This is a genomic window from Pseudoalteromonas sp. P1-26 (assembly GCF_001401795.1).
Classification (GTDB): Bacteria; Pseudomonadota; Gammaproteobacteria; order Enterobacterales; family Alteromonadaceae; genus Pseudoalteromonas.
On sequence record NZ_LKDX01000003.1, the window covers coordinates 89,851 to 112,121 of the forward strand.

General features: G+C 43.0%; 23 protein-coding genes. 6 read left to right on the forward strand and 17 right to left on the reverse strand.

Annotated features, from left to right (window positions below; all coding sequences use genetic code 11):
* The first annotated feature begins 46 nt into the window (after positions 1 to 46).
* Positions 47 to 586, forward strand: a complete 540-nt coding sequence (gene yjjX, locus AN394_RS03090; protein ID WP_054561043.1) for an inosine/xanthosine triphosphatase — start codon at positions 47 to 49, stop codon at positions 584 to 586.
* Between the two features lie 11 nt (positions 587 to 597).
* On the forward strand, positions 598 to 1,272 hold the full coding sequence (yjjG, locus tag AN394_RS03095; protein WP_054561044.1) for a pyrimidine 5'-nucleotidase: 675 nt from the start codon (positions 598 to 600) through the stop codon (positions 1,270 to 1,272).
* A gap of 71 nt (positions 1,273 to 1,343) precedes the next feature.
* Here yjjG and lpxC read toward each other — a convergent pair whose 3' ends face one another.
* From lpxC to mraZ, 16 genes are all read right to left on the reverse strand, one after another.
* Positions 1,344 to 2,255, reverse strand: coding sequence for a UDP-3-O-acyl-N-acetylglucosamine deacetylase (gene lpxC, locus AN394_RS03100; RefSeq protein ID WP_036971181.1), 912 nt, complete (start codon positions 2,253 to 2,255; stop codon positions 1,344 to 1,346).
* Positions 2,256 to 2,359: 104 nt separating this feature from the next.
* Positions 2,360 to 3,607, reverse strand: coding sequence for a cell division protein FtsZ (ftsZ, locus tag AN394_RS03105; protein WP_054561045.1), 1,248 nt, complete (start codon positions 3,605 to 3,607; stop codon positions 2,360 to 2,362).
* Positions 3,608 to 3,628: 21 nt separating this feature from the next.
* Positions 3,629 to 4,861, reverse strand: coding sequence for a cell division protein FtsA (ftsA, locus tag AN394_RS03110; protein WP_054552726.1), 1,233 nt, complete (start codon positions 4,859 to 4,861; stop codon positions 3,629 to 3,631).
* Positions 4,858 to 5,637 carry a cell division protein FtsQ/DivIB gene (locus AN394_RS03115; RefSeq protein WP_054561046.1) on the reverse strand — a complete coding sequence of 260 codons (780 nt, stop codon included), beginning with the start codon at positions 5,635 to 5,637 and terminating at the stop codon, positions 4,858 to 4,860. Before AN394_RS03115 ends, ftsA begins: the two co-directional genes overlap by 4 nt.
* A gap of 1 nt (position 5,638) precedes the next feature.
* Positions 5,639 to 6,559 (reverse strand): D-alanine--D-alanine ligase, encoded by a 921-nt coding sequence (locus AN394_RS03120; protein WP_054561047.1) that lies wholly within the window; start codon positions 6,557 to 6,559, stop codon positions 5,639 to 5,641.
* Complete coding sequence (gene murC / locus AN394_RS03125) at positions 6,556 to 7,992, reverse strand: UDP-N-acetylmuramate--L-alanine ligase (protein WP_275669095.1); 1,437 nt, start codon at positions 7,990 to 7,992, stop codon at positions 6,556 to 6,558. Before murC ends, AN394_RS03120 begins: the two co-directional genes overlap by 4 nt.
* Before the next feature lie 17 nt (positions 7,993 to 8,009).
* A complete protein-coding gene (gene murG / locus AN394_RS03130; RefSeq protein WP_054561049.1) occupies positions 8,010 to 9,083 on the reverse strand; it encodes an undecaprenyldiphospho-muramoylpentapeptide beta-N-acetylglucosaminyltransferase in 1,074 nt (357 codons plus the stop codon).
* Complete coding sequence (gene ftsW / locus AN394_RS03135) at positions 9,080 to 10,255, reverse strand: cell division protein FtsW (protein WP_054561050.1); 1,176 nt, start codon at positions 10,253 to 10,255, stop codon at positions 9,080 to 9,082. The genes murG and ftsW overlap by 4 nt, the downstream gene beginning before the upstream one ends.
* Complete coding sequence (gene murD, locus AN394_RS03140) at positions 10,252 to 11,577, reverse strand: UDP-N-acetylmuramoyl-L-alanine--D-glutamate ligase (RefSeq protein WP_055020774.1); 1,326 nt, start codon at positions 11,575 to 11,577, stop codon at positions 10,252 to 10,254. The genes ftsW and murD overlap by 4 nt, the downstream gene beginning before the upstream one ends.
* Positions 11,578 to 12,660: a phospho-N-acetylmuramoyl-pentapeptide-transferase gene (gene mraY, locus AN394_RS03145; RefSeq protein ID WP_054561052.1), complete on the reverse strand. Its 1,083-nt coding sequence runs from the start codon at positions 12,658 to 12,660 to the stop codon at positions 11,578 to 11,580. It abuts the gene before it with no gap.
* Positions 12,654 to 14,042: a UDP-N-acetylmuramoyl-tripeptide--D-alanyl-D-alanine ligase gene (gene murF, locus AN394_RS03150; RefSeq protein WP_054561053.1), complete on the reverse strand. Its 1,389-nt coding sequence runs from the start codon at positions 14,040 to 14,042 to the stop codon at positions 12,654 to 12,656. Before murF ends, mraY begins: the two co-directional genes overlap by 7 nt.
* On the reverse strand, positions 14,039 to 15,517 hold the full coding sequence (gene murE / locus AN394_RS03155; protein WP_054561054.1) for a UDP-N-acetylmuramoyl-L-alanyl-D-glutamate--2,6-diaminopimelate ligase: 1,479 nt from the start codon (positions 15,515 to 15,517) through the stop codon (positions 14,039 to 14,041). The genes murF and murE overlap by 4 nt, the downstream gene beginning before the upstream one ends.
* Entirely contained in the window at positions 15,510 to 17,327 is a 1,818-nt protein-coding gene (locus AN394_RS03160; RefSeq protein WP_054561055.1) for a penicillin-binding transpeptidase domain-containing protein, read from the reverse strand. Before AN394_RS03160 ends, murE begins: the two co-directional genes overlap by 8 nt.
* On the reverse strand, positions 17,324 to 17,650 hold the full coding sequence (gene ftsL, locus AN394_RS03165) for a cell division protein FtsL (protein ID WP_054561056.1): 327 nt from the start codon (positions 17,648 to 17,650) through the stop codon (positions 17,324 to 17,326). The genes AN394_RS03160 and ftsL overlap by 4 nt, the downstream gene beginning before the upstream one ends.
* Positions 17,650 to 18,585, reverse strand: coding sequence for a 16S rRNA (cytosine(1402)-N(4))-methyltransferase RsmH (rsmH, locus tag AN394_RS03170; RefSeq protein WP_054561057.1), 936 nt, complete (start codon positions 18,583 to 18,585; stop codon positions 17,650 to 17,652). The genes ftsL and rsmH overlap by 1 nt, the downstream gene beginning before the upstream one ends.
* A 30-nt stretch (positions 18,586 to 18,615) precedes the next feature.
* Positions 18,616 to 19,074: a division/cell wall cluster transcriptional repressor MraZ gene (gene mraZ / locus AN394_RS03175; RefSeq protein WP_054552739.1), complete on the reverse strand. Its 459-nt coding sequence runs from the start codon at positions 19,072 to 19,074 to the stop codon at positions 18,616 to 18,618.
* 460 nt (positions 19,075 to 19,534) lie between these two features.
* On the opposite strand from mraZ, the gene AN394_RS03180 reads away from it, so the two are divergent.
* The 4 genes from AN394_RS03180 (at position 19,535) to AN394_RS03195 (ending at position 21,250) form a co-directional block, all read left to right on the forward strand.
* On the forward strand, positions 19,535 to 19,876 hold the full coding sequence (locus AN394_RS03180; protein ID WP_054561058.1) for a hypothetical protein: 342 nt from the start codon (positions 19,535 to 19,537) through the stop codon (positions 19,874 to 19,876).
* A 5-nt stretch (positions 19,877 to 19,881) separates the two neighbouring features.
* Positions 19,882 to 20,328, forward strand: coding sequence for a hypothetical protein (locus AN394_RS03185; protein ID WP_054561059.1), 447 nt, complete (start codon positions 19,882 to 19,884; stop codon positions 20,326 to 20,328).
* A complete protein-coding gene (locus tag AN394_RS03190; protein ID WP_054561060.1) occupies positions 20,328 to 20,585 on the forward strand; it encodes a hypothetical protein in 258 nt (85 codons plus the stop codon). Before AN394_RS03185 ends, AN394_RS03190 begins: the two co-directional genes overlap by 1 nt.
* An 89-nt stretch (positions 20,586 to 20,674) precedes the next feature.
* On the forward strand, positions 20,675 to 21,250 hold the full coding sequence (locus AN394_RS03195; protein WP_055020775.1) for an AAA family ATPase: 576 nt from the start codon (positions 20,675 to 20,677) through the stop codon (positions 21,248 to 21,250).
* Positions 21,251 to 21,290: 40 nt separating this feature from the next.
* Here AN394_RS03195 and AN394_RS03200 read toward each other — a convergent pair whose 3' ends face one another.
* Positions 21,291 to 22,262: a glutathione S-transferase family protein gene (locus AN394_RS03200; RefSeq protein WP_055020776.1), complete on the reverse strand. Its 972-nt coding sequence runs from the start codon at positions 22,260 to 22,262 to the stop codon at positions 21,291 to 21,293.
* Positions 22,263 to 22,271 lie beyond the last annotated feature (9 nt).

Sequence of the window (22,271 nt, forward strand, 5' to 3'; positions counted from 1 at the left end):
ACTCGGGTACACTGCTGACTCTGGTGAAAACAATGGAGTCGTCGGCTTGAAACAAACTTTACGTGTTATTGTTGGTTCAAAGAACCCCGTTAAAATTAACGCGGCTAAACATGTCTTTAGTCTTTATTTCCCAAATCATACCATTGAATGCAAAGGTGAAGATGCACCTTCTGGTGTGCCTGATCAGCCGCTAGGCGAAGATGAAACCCGTATCGGCGCTGAAAATCGTGTTAAGTATTGTCAAGATCACTTTGACGCCGACTTTTATGCAGCAATGGAAGGCGGCGCAGAACAATTTAGTTATGGCGCTGCAACCTTTGCCTTTGTAGTGATTGCAAACAAGCAGCAATTTAGCGTTGGTCGCAGTAGCAACCTACCGTTACCGCAACCTTTTTACGATGCCTTGCTAGCTGGTAAAGAACTAGGTGATGTCATGGATGAGGCATTCAATACCGTTAATATCAAACAACAAGGTGGTGCTATTGGCTTATTAACCAATCATCTTGCCACGCGCGAAAGTACTTATGTACAAGCGCTGACATTGGCCATGGCGCCATTTTCACACCCTACCCTATTTAATCAGTAATTAGGATAACCATGAAGTATAGCCACGTATTATTCGATGCAGATGAAACACTATTTAGTTTTAATGCATTCGAAGGTTTAAAAGTGATGTTTGCACATTACGGCGTAGAATTTACTGAGTCAGATTATCATCATTACCAAGCAACCAATAAGCCGCTTTGGGTTGCTTATCAAAAGCATGAAATTACCGCCAGCGAGCTACAGATAACTCGCTTTACAGAATGGGCTAATAGACTCGATGTGCCAGCAAAAGAACTTAACGATGGCTTCTTGGATGCTATGGCCTCTATTTGTGTGCCATTACCTGGTGCAGTTGACTTGCTTACAAAGTTAAAACCACACGCCAAGCTAGGCATTATTACCAATGGGTTTGCTAAGTTACAACAAAAACGCCTAGAGCACACCGGTTTACAGGATATGTTCGATTGGCTGGTTATTTCAGAGTTAGTCGGTAAAGCAAAACCTGCCCCAGAGATTTTTCAACATACATTTCAATTAATGGGGAATCCGCCAAAAGAGCAGATTTTAATGGTAGGCGATACAGCTGCCAGTGATATTTTAGGTGGTCACAATGTAGGTATCGACACGTGTTGGTTACAACACCCTGGGGTTGAGTTACCAGAGGACATTAAACCAACTTATCAGATCAATCAGTTGGTTGAGCTTGAAGCTATTCTAGGGTTATAAATCTTGATAATAGTTTGGCAAAAAAAATGACGCTTAAAGCGTCATTTTTTATAACTGTAATATGCTTGCGATTAAGCTGTCGCTACTTCTAGGCCTGGTGCTGGCATAGTCACTGGGGTATCGAATGTTGCCCATTCCCATGCTGACTCAGTCGCCATAATTTTACGAAGTAGTTTATTGTTTAAATCATGGCCTGATTTATAAGCCGTGATTTTACCTAGAATGTTGTGGCCAGTCATAAACATATCGCCCACACAGTCTAAGATCTTGTGTTTAACAAACTCATCGCTGTAACGTAATCCGTTTGGATTAAGTACTTTAAACTCATCCAATACAACTGCGTTATCCATGCTACCACCTAATGCTAGGTTGTTAGCGTGCATATACTCGATATCTTTCATAAAGCCGAAAGTACGTGCGCGGCTGATTTCTTCAGTGAAGCTTTGTGCCGTGATATCTAAACCGATACGTTGGCGGCTTTCATTGATTGCTGGATGATCAAACGCAATTTCAAAATCGATGTGGAAACCATCGTATGGTTCGATCTCAGCCCATTTATCGCCTTCTTCAATACGTACTTTTTCTTTAATACGAATAAAGCGCTTAGCTGCATTTACTTCTTTAATGCCGCCTTTTTGTAACAAATAGATGAATGGTAATGCACTACCATCCATAATTGGTACTTCTGAGCTGTCTAATTCAACAATTAGATTATCAATACCCATTGCCGCTACCGCCGCAATAAGGTGCTCAGTCGTTGATAAGCGAACGCCATCTTTGTTTGTTAAACAGGTACACAGTTGCGTATCACCAACGGCTTCTGGTGTTGTTTCAAAATCAACAACCGGATCAAGGTCTACGCGACGAAATACTATCCCAGTATTTGCGCTCGCAGGTCGGAGAGTAATAGTGACCTTCTCACCTTTATGAAGTCCAATTCCTATGGCTTTGACTACTTCTGCAATCGTACGCTGTTTAATCATAGGTTCGCTCACTTATAGTTACAGTTAGACGGCGAATTGTATCATAAATACATCCAGCTGCCAATTTGTTTATTTATCGAACAAAATAACCAGTAAAAGTCTATTTAGTCAGCTTGCTTTCTAAGAAAAGCAGGGATATCGAAATAATCTCCCCCTTCTGACTTATCAGATTTTTTGCTGCTCTCAGTGCTGCTAGATACTGAGCTGCTCGTTGTACTTTGTTGTACTGGCTCTTGCTTTTCAGACGCAGATGACATGCTTACATCATCGCTGCTACCTTGACTTGCAAAGCTTGGTACATACATGCTGCTAGTTGTTTGGTTCATTGAGCTTTGTACATCAGAACCTGATGCTTTCTTAAAGCCATTATCAACAATACCAAACTGTGGACGACGATCGCCGCCTAAACCTGTTGCAACAACCGTTACACGTAACTCGTCGCTCATTTCAGGGTCAATTACCGCACCCACAACAACTGTTGCGTTTTCTGACGCAAGTGCTTTAACGTGGTTACCAACAATTTCAAATTCTTCAATCGCAATATCCATACCTGCAGTGATATTAACTAGGATACCTTTAGCACCTGTTAAATCGACATCTTCAAGTAGTGGGCTTGAGATAGCCGCTTCTGCTGCTTCTTGCGCACGGTCAGGACCAGACGCAGATGCTGTGCCCATCATCGCAGTACCCATCGCTGACATTACAGTACGTACGTCGGCGAAATCCACGTTGATTAGACCAGAACGTGTGATTAGCTCTGCAATACCTTGTACCGCACCGAATAACACGTCATTCGCTTTTGCGAAGGCATCTAATAGTGTAGTGCCTTTGCCTAAAACTTTAAGCAATTTATTGTTCGGAATTGTAATAAGTGAGTCTACAGTTTCTGACAATTCATTAATGCCTTGTTCAGCAGCTGCAGCACGCTTTTTACCTTCAAAGTCAAACGGGCGCGTTACAACAGCAACCGTTAAAATGCCTAACTCTTTAGCAATTTTAGCAACCACTGGCGCAGCACCTGTACCAGTACCACCGCCCATACCAGCTGCGATGAACACCATGTCAGCGCCTTCAAGGCTGGCACGGATAGTCTCAGCGTCTTCTTCAGCAGAGTTACGACCCACTTCAGGGTTAGCACCCGCACCTAGACCAGAGGTGATTTGTGTACCTAGCTGTACAGTTACATCTGCTGATGAATTACGTAATGCTTGTGCATCCGTATTCGCAGCAATGAAACGTACGCCTTCAATTTGTTGTTTTACCATGTGCTCAACAGCGTTACCGCCGCCACCGCCCACGCCAATTACTTTAATGACAGCTTCTTCGCTGTGCTGTTCCATCATATCAAACATGTTTACTCTCCGACTTGAGTCTTAAAACTCACCTTGGAACCACTTAGTAATACGGTTCCACCAATTATTATCACCTTCAGCTTTCGACTTTTGTGCATTCATCGATTGCATTGTACGGCCGTATTGTAACAAACCAACCGCGGTCGCGTACGAAGGATCATCTACATAATCTGTCAAACCAACAATCCCGATTGGTTTGCCAATTCTGACTGGCATTTGGAAAATGTCTTCTGCCACTTCCATTGCACCTGTCATTTTTGCTGTTCCGCCAGTAATGACGAGACCTGCAGCAATTTGGTCTTCAAAACCTGAGCGGCGTATTTCTTCCATCGCCAACTCGAATAATTCTCTAAAACGTGGCTCAACAACCTCAGCTAAAGTATGGCGCGACATAATACGCGCAGGTCGGCCACCAACACTCGGTACTTCAATTGTGTCTTCGTTGCTTGCCATTTGGCTACTCGCACACGCATATTGTACTTTGAGTGACTCAGCATGTGATATAGGTGTTCTAAATATTTTTGCAATATCACCAGTCACTTGGTTACCCGCCACAGGAATAACCGCTGAATGACGAAGCGCACCATTAATATAAATGGTGATATCCATGGTGCCACCACCGATATCTAACACGGCTACACCGAGCTCTTTTTCGTCATCTGTGAGTACTGAATAACATGATGCCAGTGCAGTGAAGATCAACTGATCCACTTCAAGGCCACAACGCTCAACACATTTCTCGATATTCTTTGCCATATCGTTTGAGCAAGTAATGATGTGCGCGCGAGCTTCCATACGCACACCGCTCATGCCAAGTGGGTTTTTAATCCCCTCTTGCATATCGATGCTGTATTCTTGTGGCAATGCATGTAGCATTTTTCGTTCTGCCGAAATAGGCACTGAACGAGCAATGTGAATGACATTTTCAATATCTTCGTCAGTCACTTCCGTGTTATTAATTGCCACGACACCGCTTTCATTTTGGCACTGGATATGTTTTCCAGAAATACCTAAATAAACAGAGCTAATACGACAATCAGCCATCAACTCAGCTTCATCTATAGCTCGACGAATCGATTCAGAAACAAGGTTAAGGTCGTTAACGCCGCCTTTATCCATACCATGCGATACTTGGCTGCCAACACCCACAATGCTTAGTTTGTTATCTGCGGTGATTTCACCAACGGTGGCCACAACTTTCGATGTGCCAACGTCTAATCCAATCACTAGGTTTCTTTCTGCTGACTTGGTCATGCCTTACTCTTATTTTCTAATTGTTCTTCTTGCACTGGCTTCCAGCTCACTGCAAGACCGGTATCATACCGTAAATCAACAACATCGATTTGTGCATCTGCACGTTGTTCCATGCGCGGATACACGTCAATAAAACGCTGTACACGCTTTGCTTTTTCTTTGCGGCCTAAGTTCAGGCGAATGCCGTTATCAAGCCATAACTGCCACGAAAAGCGCTCAGAAAGCGCTAAACTGGTCAGCTCTAAGTTATTCACTTTGAGCATTTCTTGAAATTGACTAAAAGCAGTCCACGCCTCGATTTCACTGCCTTCTGGGCCATATAGCTGTGGCAAGCTTGTAGGCAATTTATCACTACTTGCTTGGAACACTTCGCCAGCTTGGTTTAACAGTAAGTCACTGTTCCAATGCGCTACAGCTTGATGCTCAACAACGTATACTTGCAAGGTATCTGGCCATTGCTTTCTGACCGATGCCGTTGCCACCCAAGGCAAGCCTTGTACTAAGCGTTGCACATGTTTTACGTCTAATTCAAAAAAACTCGATAAGTCGGCCTTTTTTATTGCACCAATAATTGCTTTCTCATCAGTATATTGGGGTTGCCCAAGTACTGATAAGTGCTTTATTTGTGCGTCTTTGTTCTCTACCAACCAATCTGAGACGCCTGTAGTGATTTTTACTAATGCAAAAATCACTACTAGAAAAAAGCTCACACCAAAAATCAACGACCAATTTAGCTGCTGTTTTAATTGTTGCGCTTTTTCTAAAAAAGGATGCATATTAAAGGGTTTGCTCCAAAATGCGAACAACTAATTGTTCAAAGCTTGCACCATTAGCTTTTGCTGCCATTGGTACTAAAGACTTTTCTGTCATGCCTGGTACTGTATTTACTTCTAATAAGTAAAAGTTACCTTGCTGATCACGCATCGCATCAACACGGCCCCAACCACTTGCACCCACTAAATCAAACGCTTTTAATGCCATATCTTGCAACAATTCAGTTTCTTGCACAGATATATCTGCAGGGCAATGATACTGAGTTGTATTCGATTGATACTTAGCTTGATAGTCATAAAAACCATTTGGCGTCGTCATCTCAATGACAGGCTGAACATCTTGCCCTAGTACAGCAACAGTAAATTCACGGCCAGTGATCCATTGCTCAACAAGCACTTGGCTATCAAACTTAAATGCAGCGTTAAGCGCAGCATCAAGTTGCTCTGCGCTGTTTGCTTCTGCCATACCAATACTTGAGCCTTCATGTGACGGTTTCACCATCACTTTACCAAATTCATTAATAATCGCTTGGCTATCAAACTCATGGCGGCTATCAACAACAGCATAAGGTGCTGTGCTCAGCCCCATTGCCTTAAATAAATGCTTACAACGTACTTTATCCATCGCAAGCGCAGAACCTAAAACATCACTGCCTGTATATGGAATCCCCATAAACTCAAGTGCACCTTGAATGGTACCATCTTCACCACCACGACCATGAAGGGCAATGAATACACGTTCAATGTTTAATTCTTTTAATTGCCATAACGGCTGATCTTTCGGATCAAAAGCAATGGCATCAACGCCAGCACTTTGCAAAGCATTCAATACAGCTTGGCCTGATTTAAGAGATACTTCTCTTTCGGCAGATGTGCCGCCAAAAAGTACCGCTACTTTGCCAAATTTGTCACTTAACTGGCTCATACGTTTACCTGCTTTAGTTGTTCAATGGACAACTCGGTTGCTGCTAACTTTTTCACTAACTGGCCTATGTTACCAGCGCCTTGTGTTAAAACTAAATCATTATCTTGCAGTGTATTTGCTAGGACACCGGCAAGCTCAGAGTTACTAGCAACATGTAATGGCTCTTTACCACGCTGGCGTAAACTACGACATAAACTCTTGCTGTCGGCTCCCACGATTGGCTCTTCACCCGCTGAATACACATCTAGCAGTAATAACTGATCGACATCAGCCAGTACTTTGACAAAGTCTTCGTATAAATCACGGGTTCGACTATAACGGTGCGGCTGATAAATCATCACTAAACGTTTATCTGGCCACCCTTCACGAACCGCCGCAATCGTCGCCGCAACTTCTGATGGGTGATGGCCATAATCATCAACTAACATGACATTGCCGCGCTCATTTTCAAAGCTTCCGTAATGCTGAAAACGACGGCCCACCCCTTCAAATTTTGTTAACGCTTCTAAAATTGCATGATTAGCGATGTTTTGATCTTTAGCGACCGCAATCGCTGCAGTCGCGTTAAGCGCATTGTGCTTACCCGGCATATTAAGCGTAACAGCTAGGCTTTCACCTTGCTTATTTACAACATTAAATGAACAAGTATTCGCTGTTTGGCTAAAATCAACCATTCGGTAATCAGCTTCTGCCGACTCACCATAGGTAATAACAGGACGCCCAAAGCGAGGGATCAGCTCTGCCGCAACCTCAGAGTCAATACACACCACAGCTAAACCATAAAACGGTAAGTTATGAATGAAATCAACATACGTGTCTTTCATTTTTTCTAAGCTACCGCCGTACGTATCCATGTGATCTTCTTCAATATTTGTGATCACAGATACCATAGGCTGTAAATGTAAGAATGACGCATCGCTCTCATCAGCTTCTGCAATTAAAAAGTCACTTTTACCAACCTTAGCATTACTCCCAGCACTGTTTAGCAAGCCACCAATAATAAAGGTTGGATCAAGGCCTGCTTGTGCATAAATGCTCGCGATTAAACTCGTGGTTGTTGTTTTACCATGAGTGCCTGCCACTGCAATACCGTGGCGAAAACGCATTAATTCAGCCAACATTTCTGCGCGGCGAACAATAGGAATACGCGCCGCTTTTGCTGCTTTAATCTCAGGATTTTGCTCGTTAATCGCACTTGATACCACCACCACGCTGGCATCTTTTACATTGTTTTCATCATGACCAATAAATACTTCTGCACCCACTTTAATTAAGCGCTCAGTCATCGCACTGTGCGCAATGTCTGAACCTGTGATGCGGTAGCCTTCAAAAGCAAGTACTTCGGCAATACCACCCATGCCTGCGCCACCAATACCCACAAAGTGGATAGTGTCGATACGACGCATCGCAGGACGAGTGTTGTTTTCTTTCATCGTGCTTTCTTTCACTACTAATCTCTTCTATCTGCTAGTTGCTCACAGCGTTTTGCAACATTGGCTGTGGCATCTAAAATAGCAAGCTGTTTTGCTTTACTTGCCATTGTTGAAATTTTTTCTGGTGCATTTACGTAAGGCGCTAATAACTCAACAACCGCCGCTTGGTTAAACTCACTTTGCTGCATAATCAACGCTGCTTGCTCAGTCACTAAATACTTTGCATTGGCAGTTTGATGGTCGTCGACAGCATGCGGAAAAGGCACAAATAAGGCCATTCTTCCTGCTGCCGCAATCTCACTCACCGTTAATGCACCAGCACGGCAAATTACCAAATCGGCCCATTGATATGCACTATCCATATCATCAATAAATTCAGCGACTTTACTATTTTCAGTTAATCCTAACTGTTGATAGCTGGCAGTCACATTCGGTTCATTATTTTTACCCGTTTGGTGCCATATATTAAGCGTTGTTAGCGCTGAAAGTTCACTGAATACAGCAGGTAAAGTCTCATTTAGTACCTGTGCTCCGAGTGAACCACCTACCACCAGCACATTAATCGGTGTCGTTGTTTGCTTAGCAGTGACATTAGCGACACTTTCTCTGACTGGGTTACCGACTACTTCACATTGTTCTTTTGCAAAAGCTGATGGAAAAGCGGCTAACACTTTGTTGGCAAACTTCGCTAGCCAGCGGTTACTCATGCCTGCAACAGCATTTTGCTCATGAATAACCAAAGGAATTCCTAAGCTCTTTGCTGCAATGCCAGTAGGTCCGGTCACATAGCCCCCCATAGCAAGAACAACATCTGGCTTTTGAGCTTTTAAAATTTTACGTGCTTGAAAAACCGCATTCATCACCATAAAAGGTGCCTTAATCAGGCGTTTAATTCCATTTCCGCGCACACCTTTCACATTGATAAAATCAATCTCAATGTTGTGCTTAGGTACTACCGTTGCTTCCATTCTGTCAGGCGTGCCAATCCAGCTAACTTGCCAGCCTTGCTGTTTTAAAAAGTCAGCAACTGCAATGCCTGGGAAAATATGGCCACCGGTACCGCCTGCAACAACAAGTAATTTTTTACTCATCGCTTACCTCCACGTGAGGTTGCCTGCTTAGTCGCCATCTTTGTTTCAAAATCTATTCGCAAAAGTACACCTGTTGCTATGGTCATAATTAATAAGCTAGAGCCACCGTACGAAATAAACGGTAGTGTTAGGCCTTTGGTTGGCAAAATACCGGCACTTGCCCCCACATTTACCATGGTTTGAAACGCAAACCAGATACCAATAGCAAAGGCAAAATAGCCTTCGTACTCTTTGCCACATTGCAGCGCTTTTTGGCCAATTAACAAGGCTCTGAATACAAATACAGCAAGTACAATCAAAATACTAAATACGCCAAAAAAGCCGAGTTCTTCACCAATCACAGCAAAGATAAAGTCATTATGTGCCTCTGGCAGGTATTGCAGTTTTTGTACGCTATTGCCTAAGCCTTGACCAAACCAACCACCTTGGCTGTACGCCATTAGCGATTGTACTAACTGATAACCTTTACCGAATGGATCTTCCCACGGTTCTAAAAAGCCTGTGACACGAGCCATACGATATGGCTCAGCGATAATTAGCACCACCACTGCAGCAATACCCGTTAAGATAAGGCCAAAAAACTGCCATAACTTAGCACCCGCTAAAAACAACAAACCAACTGTCGTCACAAACAGTACAACTACAGTTCCTAAGTCTGGTTGCATCAAAATCAAAAACGCATACACACCAAATACAGCTAATGGCTTAAAGAAACCTTTTAAGTTCTCTTGTACTTCTTCACGTTTACGCACTAAGTAACCAGCAATGTAGCTAAAGAAATACAGCTTGGCGGCTTCAGCGACCTGAAAGCCCACCGGGCCAATAGGTATCCAACGCTTTGCACCGTTCACTTCACGGCCAACAATCAGCACCAAAACGAGCAAACCTAAACCCAGCAACAATAAATAGGCGTTACTGCGCTTCCACCAATCCATAGGCACGTTAGTGGCAATCCAAAACAAGAAAAAGCCCATAATTAAGAACATGCCATGGCGAATGATAATGTGATACGGATTATCAAATAATCGCTCTGCTGTTGGCATAGAGGCACTGGTTACCATCACAAAGCCAACGCCAATCAACATCAACATGCAATACAATAACGGCACATCATAAAGTTGCGGCGATTGTTTTGGTGTTAATGCTTCACGGATGTCAGCAAATGCAATCATACTGCCTCCGCCAATACGCACTGCGCAAAGTCATCACCACGTTGCATATAATTGTTATACATATCAATGCTGGCACATGCAGGTGCTAATAAAACAATATCGCCACTGCTGCTTAACTGTTTTGCTAGTTGCACCGCTTCATGCATGTTGGTGGTTAGGTGGCCTTTTTCAGTTAGAGCCACTAACGCTTTAGCATCTTTACCAAAACAAACAAGCGCTTTTACTTTGTTGTTTAAGTATGGCTTTAAGGCATCTAAATCAGCCCCTTTTGCATCACCACCGGCAATAACAACTAATTGCTTTGCTTGATCTGCTAAGCTTTCAATCGCAGCGATAGTTGCACCTACATTGGTCGCTTTAGAATCGTTAAAGTATTTTACTTCATTAATTTCAGCAACAAACTGACAACGGTGTGCAAGCCCAGTAAAAGCACTAAACGCTTGCTGGTAATGCTCTTTAGCAATATCAAACGGGTTCAGTAATGCCATGACCGCTAAGGCGTTTTGTTGATTGTGAGAGCCAACAACATTTAAGCAGCTTGCTGGTAATACTGGCTTACCGTGTGCTGCAAAGTATTGCTCACCTTGATGTTCAACCAAGGCAAAATCTGCATTAGCGAGCGCAAAGCTCACTTGGGGCTGCTTTGCAGTATGAGTTGCCACATCAATGGCATTAACTACCGCGAGCTCAGAGCCGTTATAAATACTTTGCTTAGAGTCAATGTATGCTTGGTAGCTTGGATAACGATCGAGGTGATCTTCACTCACATTCAATACACAGGCACTTTTTGCTTTTAAGCTGTGTGTGGTATCAAGCTGAAAGCTCGACAGTTCAAGTACATACACATCATAGTCTTGCGATAGTAAATCAAGTACCGCAGTACCAATGTTGCCACCAAGGCCAACTTTATAACCGGCCGCTTTAAGCACTTCAAACGCCAATGTAACTACAGTCGACTTACCATTTGAACCTGTCACCGCAACAATTGGTTTATCAGTTAAACGAGCAAAAAGCTCAACGTCACCAATCACTTCAACACCAGCATCAATCGCTTTTGCTACTGCAGGTGTCGCGAGGCTTAGACCTGGGCTGATGATAATAATGTCATTGCTGGCTAAGTCTGCCTGTTCTAAATCACCAAAGTGAGTCGTTAACTCACTGGCATGCTCATTTAGCCAATCAGCACCCGGCGGCGCTGTGCGGCTATCAACAACAATTGGCTTAATATTCTGAGATAATAAAAAACGCACAATGCCCAGACCGGTTACACCGAGTCCGAGCACTGAAATTTGTTTGTTTTTAATCTCGTTAATAACTGTCATTTACCTGATCTTTAATGTCGCAAGGCCAGCAAGTACTAGCACGATTGAAATAATCCAAAAGCGCACAATTACGCGCGGCTCAGGCCAACCCTTTAATTCATAATGGTGGTGAATAGGCGCCATTCTAAAAATACGTTGGCCACGTAATTTGTAAGAGCCCACTTGTAAAATCACCGACAATGCTTCCATTACGAACACACCACCCATGATGATAAGTACTAGTTCTTGGCGAACCAGCACCGCAATAATACCCAAAGCACCACCGAGTGCTAATGAGCCTACATCACCCATAAATACCTGTGCTGGGTAGGTGTTAAACCATAAGAAACCAAGTCCAGCTCCCACAATTGCTGTACACACAACCACAAGCTCACTGGCGAGTGGCAAATGCGGAATATGTAGATAGCTTGAGAAATTAACGTTACCTGTTAAATAAGCAATAATGGCAAGTGCTGCCGCCACTAAAATGGTTGGTACAATCGCTAAACCATCAAGGCCATCTGTTAGGTTTACCGCGTTCGACGTACCGACAATTACAAAGTAAGTCATCACGATATAAAACAACCCTAGCTGTGGTAACACGTCTTTGAAAAACGGCACAACTAATGAGGTTTCGCTGCCTTGCTGCGAGGTAAAATAAAGCGCACTGGCAACCACTAACGCAATCACTGATTGCCAAAAGTATTTCCACTTAGCAATTAAGCCTTTAGGGTCTTTGCGGATCACTTTACGGTAGTCATCAACAAAGCCAACCACACCTAACGAGCCCACGACAAATAAGGTTGCCCAAACATATTTATTTGAAAGGTCAGCCCACAGTAATGTGCTGGTAAAAATCGCCCCTAAAATCAAAATACCGCCCATAGTTGGCGTGCCTTTTTTAGATAGGTGTGACTCTGGACCATCGTGACGAACCACCTGACCAATCTGCATTTTTTGTAATGCACGAATTAGCTTAGGGCCAAAATAAAGTGAGATAAGCAGTGCTGTTAAAATACCTAAAATTGCGCGCAGCGTTAGGTAAGAAAAAACATTAAAACCACTGTAATACTGTGTTAAATACTCGGCCAGCCAAACTAACATGACGATACTCCATTGTTGCCATTTTGCTGGCTATTTACTAAATCTGTGACCACAAGCTCCATACGAGAACTGCGCGAACCTTTTACAACAACTGTGGTTTTTTGCGTCGATTGAGCAAGTTCACTTTGTAATTGTTGTAATAATTGTTCACGGCTTGAGAAGTGGCGGTTTGGCTTTTCAAATACATCACTGGCTGATTTACTTAGTACACCTAGGCTATAAAGTTCATCAATGCCTTTTTGCTGTGCATATTCACCGACTTGCTGATGATAAAAACGCGCTTCTTCACCAAGCTCGCCCATATCACCTAACGCAAAAATACGACGCCCCGGCATATCACTTAATAAATCAATTGCCGCTTTAACCGATTGCACATTCGCGTTGTAGGTATCATCAATAACCGTCAATGTGTCTGACACTTTAAGGACGTTTACACGACCTTTAACTTCACCCATGGTTGCCAGCGCTGATGCAACACTTTCGAGGCTTACACCCAGCTCAGTGGTTAACGCGGTGGCTATTAATGCATTTGCAATATTATGTTTGCCCGGTAGTGCCAGAGTGACAGGTACTTTTTTATCTTTATTACAAAGCACAAAAGAAGCACGGGCTTGCTCATCAAGCACCACATCTTCTGCCCAATAATCTAATTGTTGGCTAGTAGAAAAAAGTTTTACGTTGCGATCAGTTAATTTATCAAGCCAAAAATCGGCATAGTCACTGTCGCAATTAACTACGGCAACACCATCAGGCTTTAAGCCGTCATAGATTTCGCCTTTGGCCGTTGCTACACCTTGTAGTGAGCCAAAGCCTTCTAAGTGAGAAGCTGCAACATTACATACCACAGCAACATCAGGTTTCGTCATTGCTACTGTGTATGCAATTTCACCAATGTGATTTGCACCTAATTCAATAACCGCATATTGGTGTTGTGGTTCAAGGCGTAATAACGTGAGTGGTACACCAATGTCATTATTAAAGTTGCCTTTTGTTGCCAGTACTTCACCATGGCCAGATAAAATCGCCGCACACATTTCTTTAACGGTCGTTTTACCCACGCTACCTGTGATAGCAATTGTTTTTGGTGCAACCTGTGCCATCACAGCTGCGCCAATTTGGCCAAGCGCAATTCGTGTATCACTGACCACAAACTGCACAATATCGACATTAACAGGACGCGCTACGATGGCAGCTATCGCGCCTTTTTCTTTTGCTTGCGCAACAAATTTATGACCATCAAAATTAGGCCCTTGTAGCGCTAAAAACACTTCATCATCGCACAAAGTACGAGTATCAGTATTGATATTTTTTACCGTTTGATTACCACCTTGGTAATCGGTTGCTAGAACTTTAGCTAGCCAATCAAAATCCATAGGGATCATAACTGCGCCCCTTGCGATTTTTCTTTTAATTGTTGTTGTACATACTGACGATCGCAGAAGTCGATTCGTTGGTCGCCAATAATTTGATAGTCTTCGTGGCCTTTGCCCGCAATTAGAATGACATCATCAGCACCTGCTTGCGCAATGGCATAACTAATAGCCTGCGCGCGGTCTGCTTCACAATGTGCGCGTTCAGGCCGCTCAAGCCCCGCAATCACATCAGCAATAATTGCGTCAGGGTCTTCACTTCTTGGGTTATCACTAGTGACAATAATACGGTCTGCATTAGCTTCAGCAGCTTTTGCCATCATCGGGCGTTTGCCTTTATCACGGTCACCACCACAGCCAAACACACAGCTGACGCCACCTGGAACATGCTTTTGCAATGCTTGTAATGCTAGTGCTAACGCATCAGGAGTATGGGCATAGTCAACAACACAAGTCGGTTGACCTGGCGCACTAAATGCCTGCATGCGCCCAGCAACAGGCTGCAATGATTTACACCCTTCAACAAGTAAATCAAGTGGGTAACCCATACCTAATAAAGTAGCCATTGCAGCGGCTAAATTATATAAGTTGAACTCGCCAAACAGGGTGCAATTAACTTCAGCCTGCCCCCAACTGGTATCGAACTTCGCCGATATACCGGCATTATCGTATGTTACATCGCTGAAATAAACAAAACGCGCATTTTTAGGCGTTAGGTTTTTATGGCCGTAACAAATTAGGTTATTGAAGTCGTATTTTTCTAACCATGCTTCAACTTGCGCATCATCTTGATTAAGCACCACAAGCTCAGGCATATGGTCACGCATTAACATCAACTTCGCATCACCGTAGGCATCCATCGTGCCATGATAATCTAAGTGGTCACGCGAAAGGTTAGTAAACACAGCGGCTTTAAATTTACACTGATCAACACGTTGCTGAACTAAGCCATGAGATGAGACTTCCATAGCCACAACATCATGCTGTTCTGTTACAAGTTCAGATAAAATACGCTGTAAATCAACGCTCGATGGTGTGGTGTTTGCAAGCTCAGTCAGGTTATCAGGGTGCCCATAACCGAGCGTACCAATCACAGCCGCACGTTTATGACAGTGCTGTGCTAAATGCGCGATCATCGCTGTGGTCGTTGACTTGCCATTGGTGCCTGTCACACCCACTAAATCCAACTGCTTTGATGGTTGCTGGTAAAAAGCAGCTGCAAGTGCAGGCAGCTTTTTCGCTAAATCGGTAACTAAATAAAGTGGTTCAAACTCACTTTCGAACTCACATAAACGGTCAGCAATAACTGCCACCGCACCATTTTCAATGGCTTTTTCAATAAACTGTCCGCCATCGAGTTGATGGCCTTTTATGGCAACAAACACATCGCCAGCTTTTACATCTCGGCTATCAAGACGTAGTTGATTGACCACTAAACTATTGGCCTCAACATCAATATGATTAAGAATCGGTTTTAAATCACGCATCGTTATCTTTGCCTTCTACGTACGCAACCGCATCTTTGTCCGGTGCAACGTTTAGAATTCTTAAGGCATTGGAGACAATCTCTGCAAATGCAGGACCTGCCGTCGCACCGCCGTAATAAACATCTCCACCCGGCTCATTAATCAATACTACTACCGCTAAACGCGGGTTGCTTGCAGGTGCGATACCAGCAAAATAACCAACGTATTCGTCACCGTAACCACCAACAGCGGCTTTTTTAGAGGTACCTGTTTTACCTGCAGCACGATAACCATCAACGTGAACTTTTTGTGCAGTTCCACCTTTCTCAAACACGCTTTCCATCATGTGAACAACAGCTTCAACATCTTTTTGTTGAAAAACGCGTTCACCTTCTGGTACCGACTCTTGTTTAAGTACAGTCAATGGGCGCATAACGCCGCCTGAACCTAACATGGCATAAAAACGCGCCATTTGTGCGGTACTTACTGCTAAGTTGTAACCAAATGATAGTGCGGCAATTTCATGATCAGACCAGCGGCGATTTGGATAAAATAAGCCACTGCTTTCACCAACCATGCCCGTACCACTGTCGCTGCCAAAACCGACTTTTTGATAAAGACCAACAAAGTAATCTTTTGGTAACTCTTGGCTGACCTTAGTCACACCCATATTGCTTGAATATTTTAAGATCTCTCTTAAAGTCATCTCACCATGATTACGAGTATCTTGCACAAGGCTTCCACCTACTCGCATCCAGCCAGGGTAAGTATCAACTATTGAATCCGGTTGAATTACGCCGTAGTCTAAACCAGCTAAAATGGCTAGCGGCTTAACAGTTGAGCCTGGCTCAAATAAATCGGTGATAGCACGGTTACGACGCTTATGCGGCGCAGCATCTGATAAGTTATTTGGGTTAAACGATGGGCTATTTACCATAGCCAACACTTCACCGGTTTTAACATCCACAACCATGGCTGAACCTGAGGTCGCTTTGTACGATAACACCGCTGATTTCACTGCTTTATAAGCAATTGCTTGAATACGTTGGTCGATACTTAAATGAATACTCTCTGGCTCTACACGCTCGCGCTCATCAAGAACTTCTACTTCACGGCCTTGCGCATCTTTACGAATAGTACGCTGACCTTCAACACCGGTTAACGCTTTTTCATAAAGCTTTTCGATCCCCTCAATACCATGACCATCAATGTTAGTAAAACCAATAACATGAGCTGTCACTTCACCGGCAGGGTAATAACGTTTTGACTCATCAAGTAAGTGGATACCTGGTAAACGAAGATCACCAATATAGTTAGCTACAGCAGGGGTAACCTGACGTTTTAAGTAGACAAAACGACGCTTTGGATTATCACGAAGGCGAGAGTTAACTTTACTTGGGTCAATACGTAATACATCCGCAAGTTCACGCCAGCGAATATCATTATTGTAATAAGCGGCAATACGTTTATCTAACTCAACAGTGTTTTCAGCAAGCGCTTGTTGATCTTCACCATTTTTACGTGCTTGACGCAGTACCTTACTGATCAGTGATTTATGTAGTGCTTTAGGATCGGCATACACACTTACCACAGGCACGCTGACTGCCAACTCTTTACCATTACGATCGAAGATCATGCCTCGCTGCACATGTTGTTTTTCAACTCGCACAGTACGTTTATCACTTTCTGAACGCGCTTTATCTGGCTCAATGACCTGTAAAAAAGCGGCACGCGCAACCAGCGTCATAAAGACTAGCAACACCACTGAGCACACGAGCAAAAAGCGCCATGTTATCAAGGTATTCGTTGGCTTTTTCCCTCTGCTTCTCATTGCAGTACCACCACCTGTTCGTCTTGGCTAGTTGGCCGTTTCATTTCTAATTGCATGGTTGCGACTTCTTCAATACGCGCATGCTGCGAATAAAATTCTTCTTCTACAAGCAAGTAACGCCACTCAAGATCAAGTTCATCGCGCTCTTGCAGTAATTTATCTTGTTCAATCAATTGTTGACGCGCTAGATGCGTCACTTGAACCACACTCAAGCTCGAAGCAAGGATCACAACCAACAAGGCCAAGGTCAGCTTATTAGCTCCTAGGCCTTTAAAAATCTCTACAAATAAATTGGGTTGGCGATGTGTCGCTTTAGCTTTCATTACAACCTCTGAGCAACCCTTAGCACAGAACTACGTGAACGCGGGTTAACTTCTATTTCCGCCTTACTCGGCTTAATGGCTTTACCCACTGCCTTTAACGTCAGATTTTTGTTTATTTGTGCGTCCGTCAAAGGCAGACCTCTGGGTATCGCCTCTCCCTTACTCTGTTTTTTTATAAACTGCTTAACAATGCGATCTTCTAACGAGTGGAACGAAATAACGACTAGACGCCCACCTGGTTTTAAAACGTCAACAGCGGCTTGCAGTGCAGTTTGAATTTCTTCAAGTTCACTGTTGATATAAATACGGATCGCTTGGAATGTACGTGTAGCTGGGTGTTTGTGTTTATCTTTCACTGGCACCGCTTCATCGACTAAGTCAGCAAGCTGCTTTGTGCTTGTGATAGCAGTGTGCTCACGTGTTTCAATTATTTTATGAGCGATACGGCGACCAAACTTTTCTTCGCCGTAGGTTTTAATCACATGGGTAATATCTTCAAGTTCAGCTTCAGCTAGCCATTGTGCAGCACTGCGACCACTGGTTGGGTCCATGCGCATATCAAGCGGGCCATCTTTCATAAAGCTAAAACCGCGTTCAGCATCATCAAGCTGTGGCGAAGAAACACCGATATCTAACAAAATACCGTCTACTTTACCGATTAAATCGTTATCTTCGGCAACTGTTTTAAGGTTTGAAAAACGAGTGTGGGCAATCGAAAAACGTGCATCATCAGCAAACTTTTCGGCGGCTTTAATAGCTTGTGGATCTTGGTCAATTGCTTGTAAACGACCTTGCTCACTTAAACGCGCAAGAATTTGTCCAGAGTGCCCACCGCGACCAAATGTGCCATCCATGTAAATGCCTTCGGGTTTAATATCCAAAGCATCTATGGTTTCGTCCATCAGTACAGAGACATGTTCAAATTGCGCTGTCATTAGCTAGTTTTTGCCTTTTTATTATTGTGGTTAGAGTGAGAAGTTATCGAACTCAGGATTCGCCTCAAAATCGCCTAGGCGTTCAATTTCAGTATCTTGGCGCATTTGTTCATGCCAACGATCTTCATCCCAAATTTCAAACTTGTTCATCAAGCCAACCAACATGATTTTTTTTCCAAGTTCTGCATGTGCGCGTAACGACGGCGCCAGCAAAATTCGGCCATTTTTATCTAGTTGATACTCTGTAGCGTTACCGAGCAGCATACGTTGCATACGGCGAGCACGTGGATTCATGTTCGAAATCTTTAATAATCGTTCTTCAATTTCGAGCCATTCTGCTAGCGGGTATAACCACAAACAAGGTTCATTTAAGGCCACAGTGCAGATAACCGTTCCCTGATCTTCAGACAAGATCGCATCTCGGTACTTAGTTGGTACCGCAAAGCGTCCTTTATCATCCAAACTCAGAGAGCTCGCACCCCGAAACATAACTTGCCTTAAAAATAGGTTGTTAATCGTTAATGATTATTTCCGATCCAGTTTGATCCACTAAAAACCACTTTTTACCACAGTGCTCCAGTTTAGGGCTTGACAAGCCATTTTGTCAAGTAAGCAGATCATCATAAGCGCCTTGTGAAGCCAGAAAAAATAAGGCCTCAAGCAAAGCCTATGAATTACGTGGGAAAAAGTGGAAAACATCGAAAAAAAATATTTTTTCAATTTTCTTGGCGATGTATTAGGGAAAAATGGTTAATGAATAACCAATGAATAATTACAAAATTATCGAATGTTGTAATTTTTACTTAATCACCCTGCAAGAGTTACGAATGTTCTCCCTCCGATAGCTGATTAAAAATTATAACGCATTGAAAAAGTTAGTTTTTACTGTTTGGTATGAAGGTTGCGATAGGTTAGCTACCAATTAAATGGCAATTTTTAAGGAATGATTATGACTACCGCAACTTCTAAATCGAACTCAAGCACAGAAACTAATAGCAGTGCAAACTCGAACGCGGCTCAAGTAGAGGCGCCATTCACAGAAAAAGCAACTGAAGCAGCACATCACGCTGTTGATGCACTTTCAACTCGTGCAGCAAGTGCTGAACATAGTGTTCGCCAAGGCGCATCGAGCTCTGCTCAAACGCTATCTGAAAAGCAAGCTGTAGCACGCGCTAAAATTAATGAGTACAGTGGTAAAACTCGTAAGCTTGCATCAGAAAACCCACTTGCAACAGCAGGTATTGCCTTTGCTGCAGGCATGTTAGTAACTGCTCTTATTCGTCGTAAGTAATTGTTATGCAGTCTTCTCAATCTACAGATGAGAAAACGCAAGATGCCACTGAACAGCCGTTAAACGCTGATCAGTGGCAAGATCATCTTGCTAAATTATCTGATTACGGCAAACAGCTATACATTGACTACCGTGAACAAACTGGAACTTGTAAAAAGCTTGCAGCTGCTGAGTGGCGCTTATCAACACGCTCACTCGCCTTAACTATTATCCTACTCGTCTGTTTTGCAGGCGGCTTGGTGCTACTTTGGGCTGGTCTACTTGCTACTGTAGGTATCGCAATATTTAGCTTTAGCCAATCATTGTGGTTAGCCGCTATTTCACTGATTGCATTACAACTGCTATGCCTTGCATGGCTTTGGAAAAATATTGGTTATGTAAGTAGCAAGATAGGCTTTGATCACACGCTAAAAAGCGTTCGCCAATTATTTAATATTAATAAGGATGAATGATGTTAATTGATTATTTTATTAATAAACCACAGCACAGAGTGACTGAACTAAGCCAACAAATGGATCTACAAGATGAGCTTAAACGTCAACACCATCAAGCATTCAAATACCGTTTAAAACGCTTTGCAGTAAGTAAAGTAGGTATTGCCAGTGCCTTCACTGCGGGAATGGGCTACGAAGCACTTAATAACTCAGACCACAAAGACGGTAAATTGAAACAAGTCAGCCGCTTCAGCTGGTTACTGCGTTTGTTGTGATCTTTATCATGTAATGTTTGCTTTTTACTTCTCTTTGCCACCTATTTTCATTACCTTAAACACAAACGAGCAATTTGTGAGAATGTAAGGTGAAAAAAAGGATTGTATTAACAGGCGGCCCTGGCGGTGGTAAAACAACAGCCATCGATCTATTAAGACGTGAATTTTCTAATCAAATTGTTGTTGTACCAGAGTCTGCGACCATGCTGTTCAGCGGTGGTATAGAACGTGGTGATGCAACTCACCTAATTAAAGCTCACCAACAAGCTATCTTCAGCTTACAAAAACACCTTGAACATATTCAGCGAACCATGCACCCAGATCGTTTAATGCTTTGCGATCGTGGTAGTTTAGATGGGCTTGCCTATTGGCCCGGTGAGCAAGATGAGTTTTTTCAGTGTTTAAACACCAGCCTAGAAATCGAACTTAACCAATATGATGCAGTGATCTTTTTTGAAACAGCTGCTAAGTCTGGGCAAAGTATTCATTCTAATAACCCTGTTAGAAACGAATCTGATCAGCAAGCCATAATGCTTGATGACAAACTGCAAGCTGTTTGGTCACAGCACCCTAACTTTAATTTAGTGAAAAGTTCAGAGTCATTTATTCAAAAGGTGATGTTTGGCATCGACACTATCCGCAAGGTCATGGATAGTTATAACTAACAGCTTAATCAGTCATTAAACTGTTAGTTATCAGAGTCTATTAACCACGATTATGTGGTCGAGCATAGTCTATATCAGGCCCTTTTGGCACAACTTGAGTTGGGTTGATCATGGTGTGGCTAAAATAGTAATGACGTTTTATATGATAAAAATCAACGGTCTTACTTACACCTTCAATTTGATATAGCTCACGTAAATAGTTGCTGATCGCCGGATAGCTCTCAATAGTACGCAAATTACATTTAAAGTGGCCCACATAAACACTGTCGAAGCGAATTAAAGTAGTAAATAAACGCCAGTCGGCCTCAGTCAATGTATCACCCACTAAATAACGATTAGCTGTTAAGCGTTGCTCAATCTTATCTAGAGCAGCAAAGAGATCATCAAAGGCTTCCGTGTAAGCTTCTTGCGTTGTCGCAAAGCCTGCACGATACACCCCATTATTAATGTTGTGATAAACAAACTCATTAACTTCATCAATTTCAGAACGTAACGATTGCGGATAAAAGTCGCGTTCATTACCTGTTAGGGCATTAAACGCGCTATTAAACATTCTGATAATTTCAGCAGATTCGTTGCTAACAATACGCTGCGTTTTTTTATCCCAAAGCACGGGAACCGTAACACGACCTGAATAATCGGCTTTGTTACGCGTATAAATTTGATGCATAAATTCGCTATCGAAAAGTGCATCACCGGTGCTGTGATTGTCTTTATCAAAGGTCCAGCCATGCTCTAGCATGTCAGGACTTACAACCGACACACTGATATAATCTTCAAGGCCTTTTAAATGGCGAAAAATCAAAGTGCGATGAGCCCAAGGGCAAGCTAAAGAGACATAAAGATGGTAACGATCTTTCTCAGCTTTAAAGCCCGCATCACCACTTTGCCCTGCACTGCCATCTTCGGTAACCCAGTTACGTAACTGGGCTGCCTCACGTTTGAACTCACCTTGATTGTTATCGGTGTCGTACCATTTATCATGCCATTGGCCATTTACTAGTAATCCCACAATAACCTC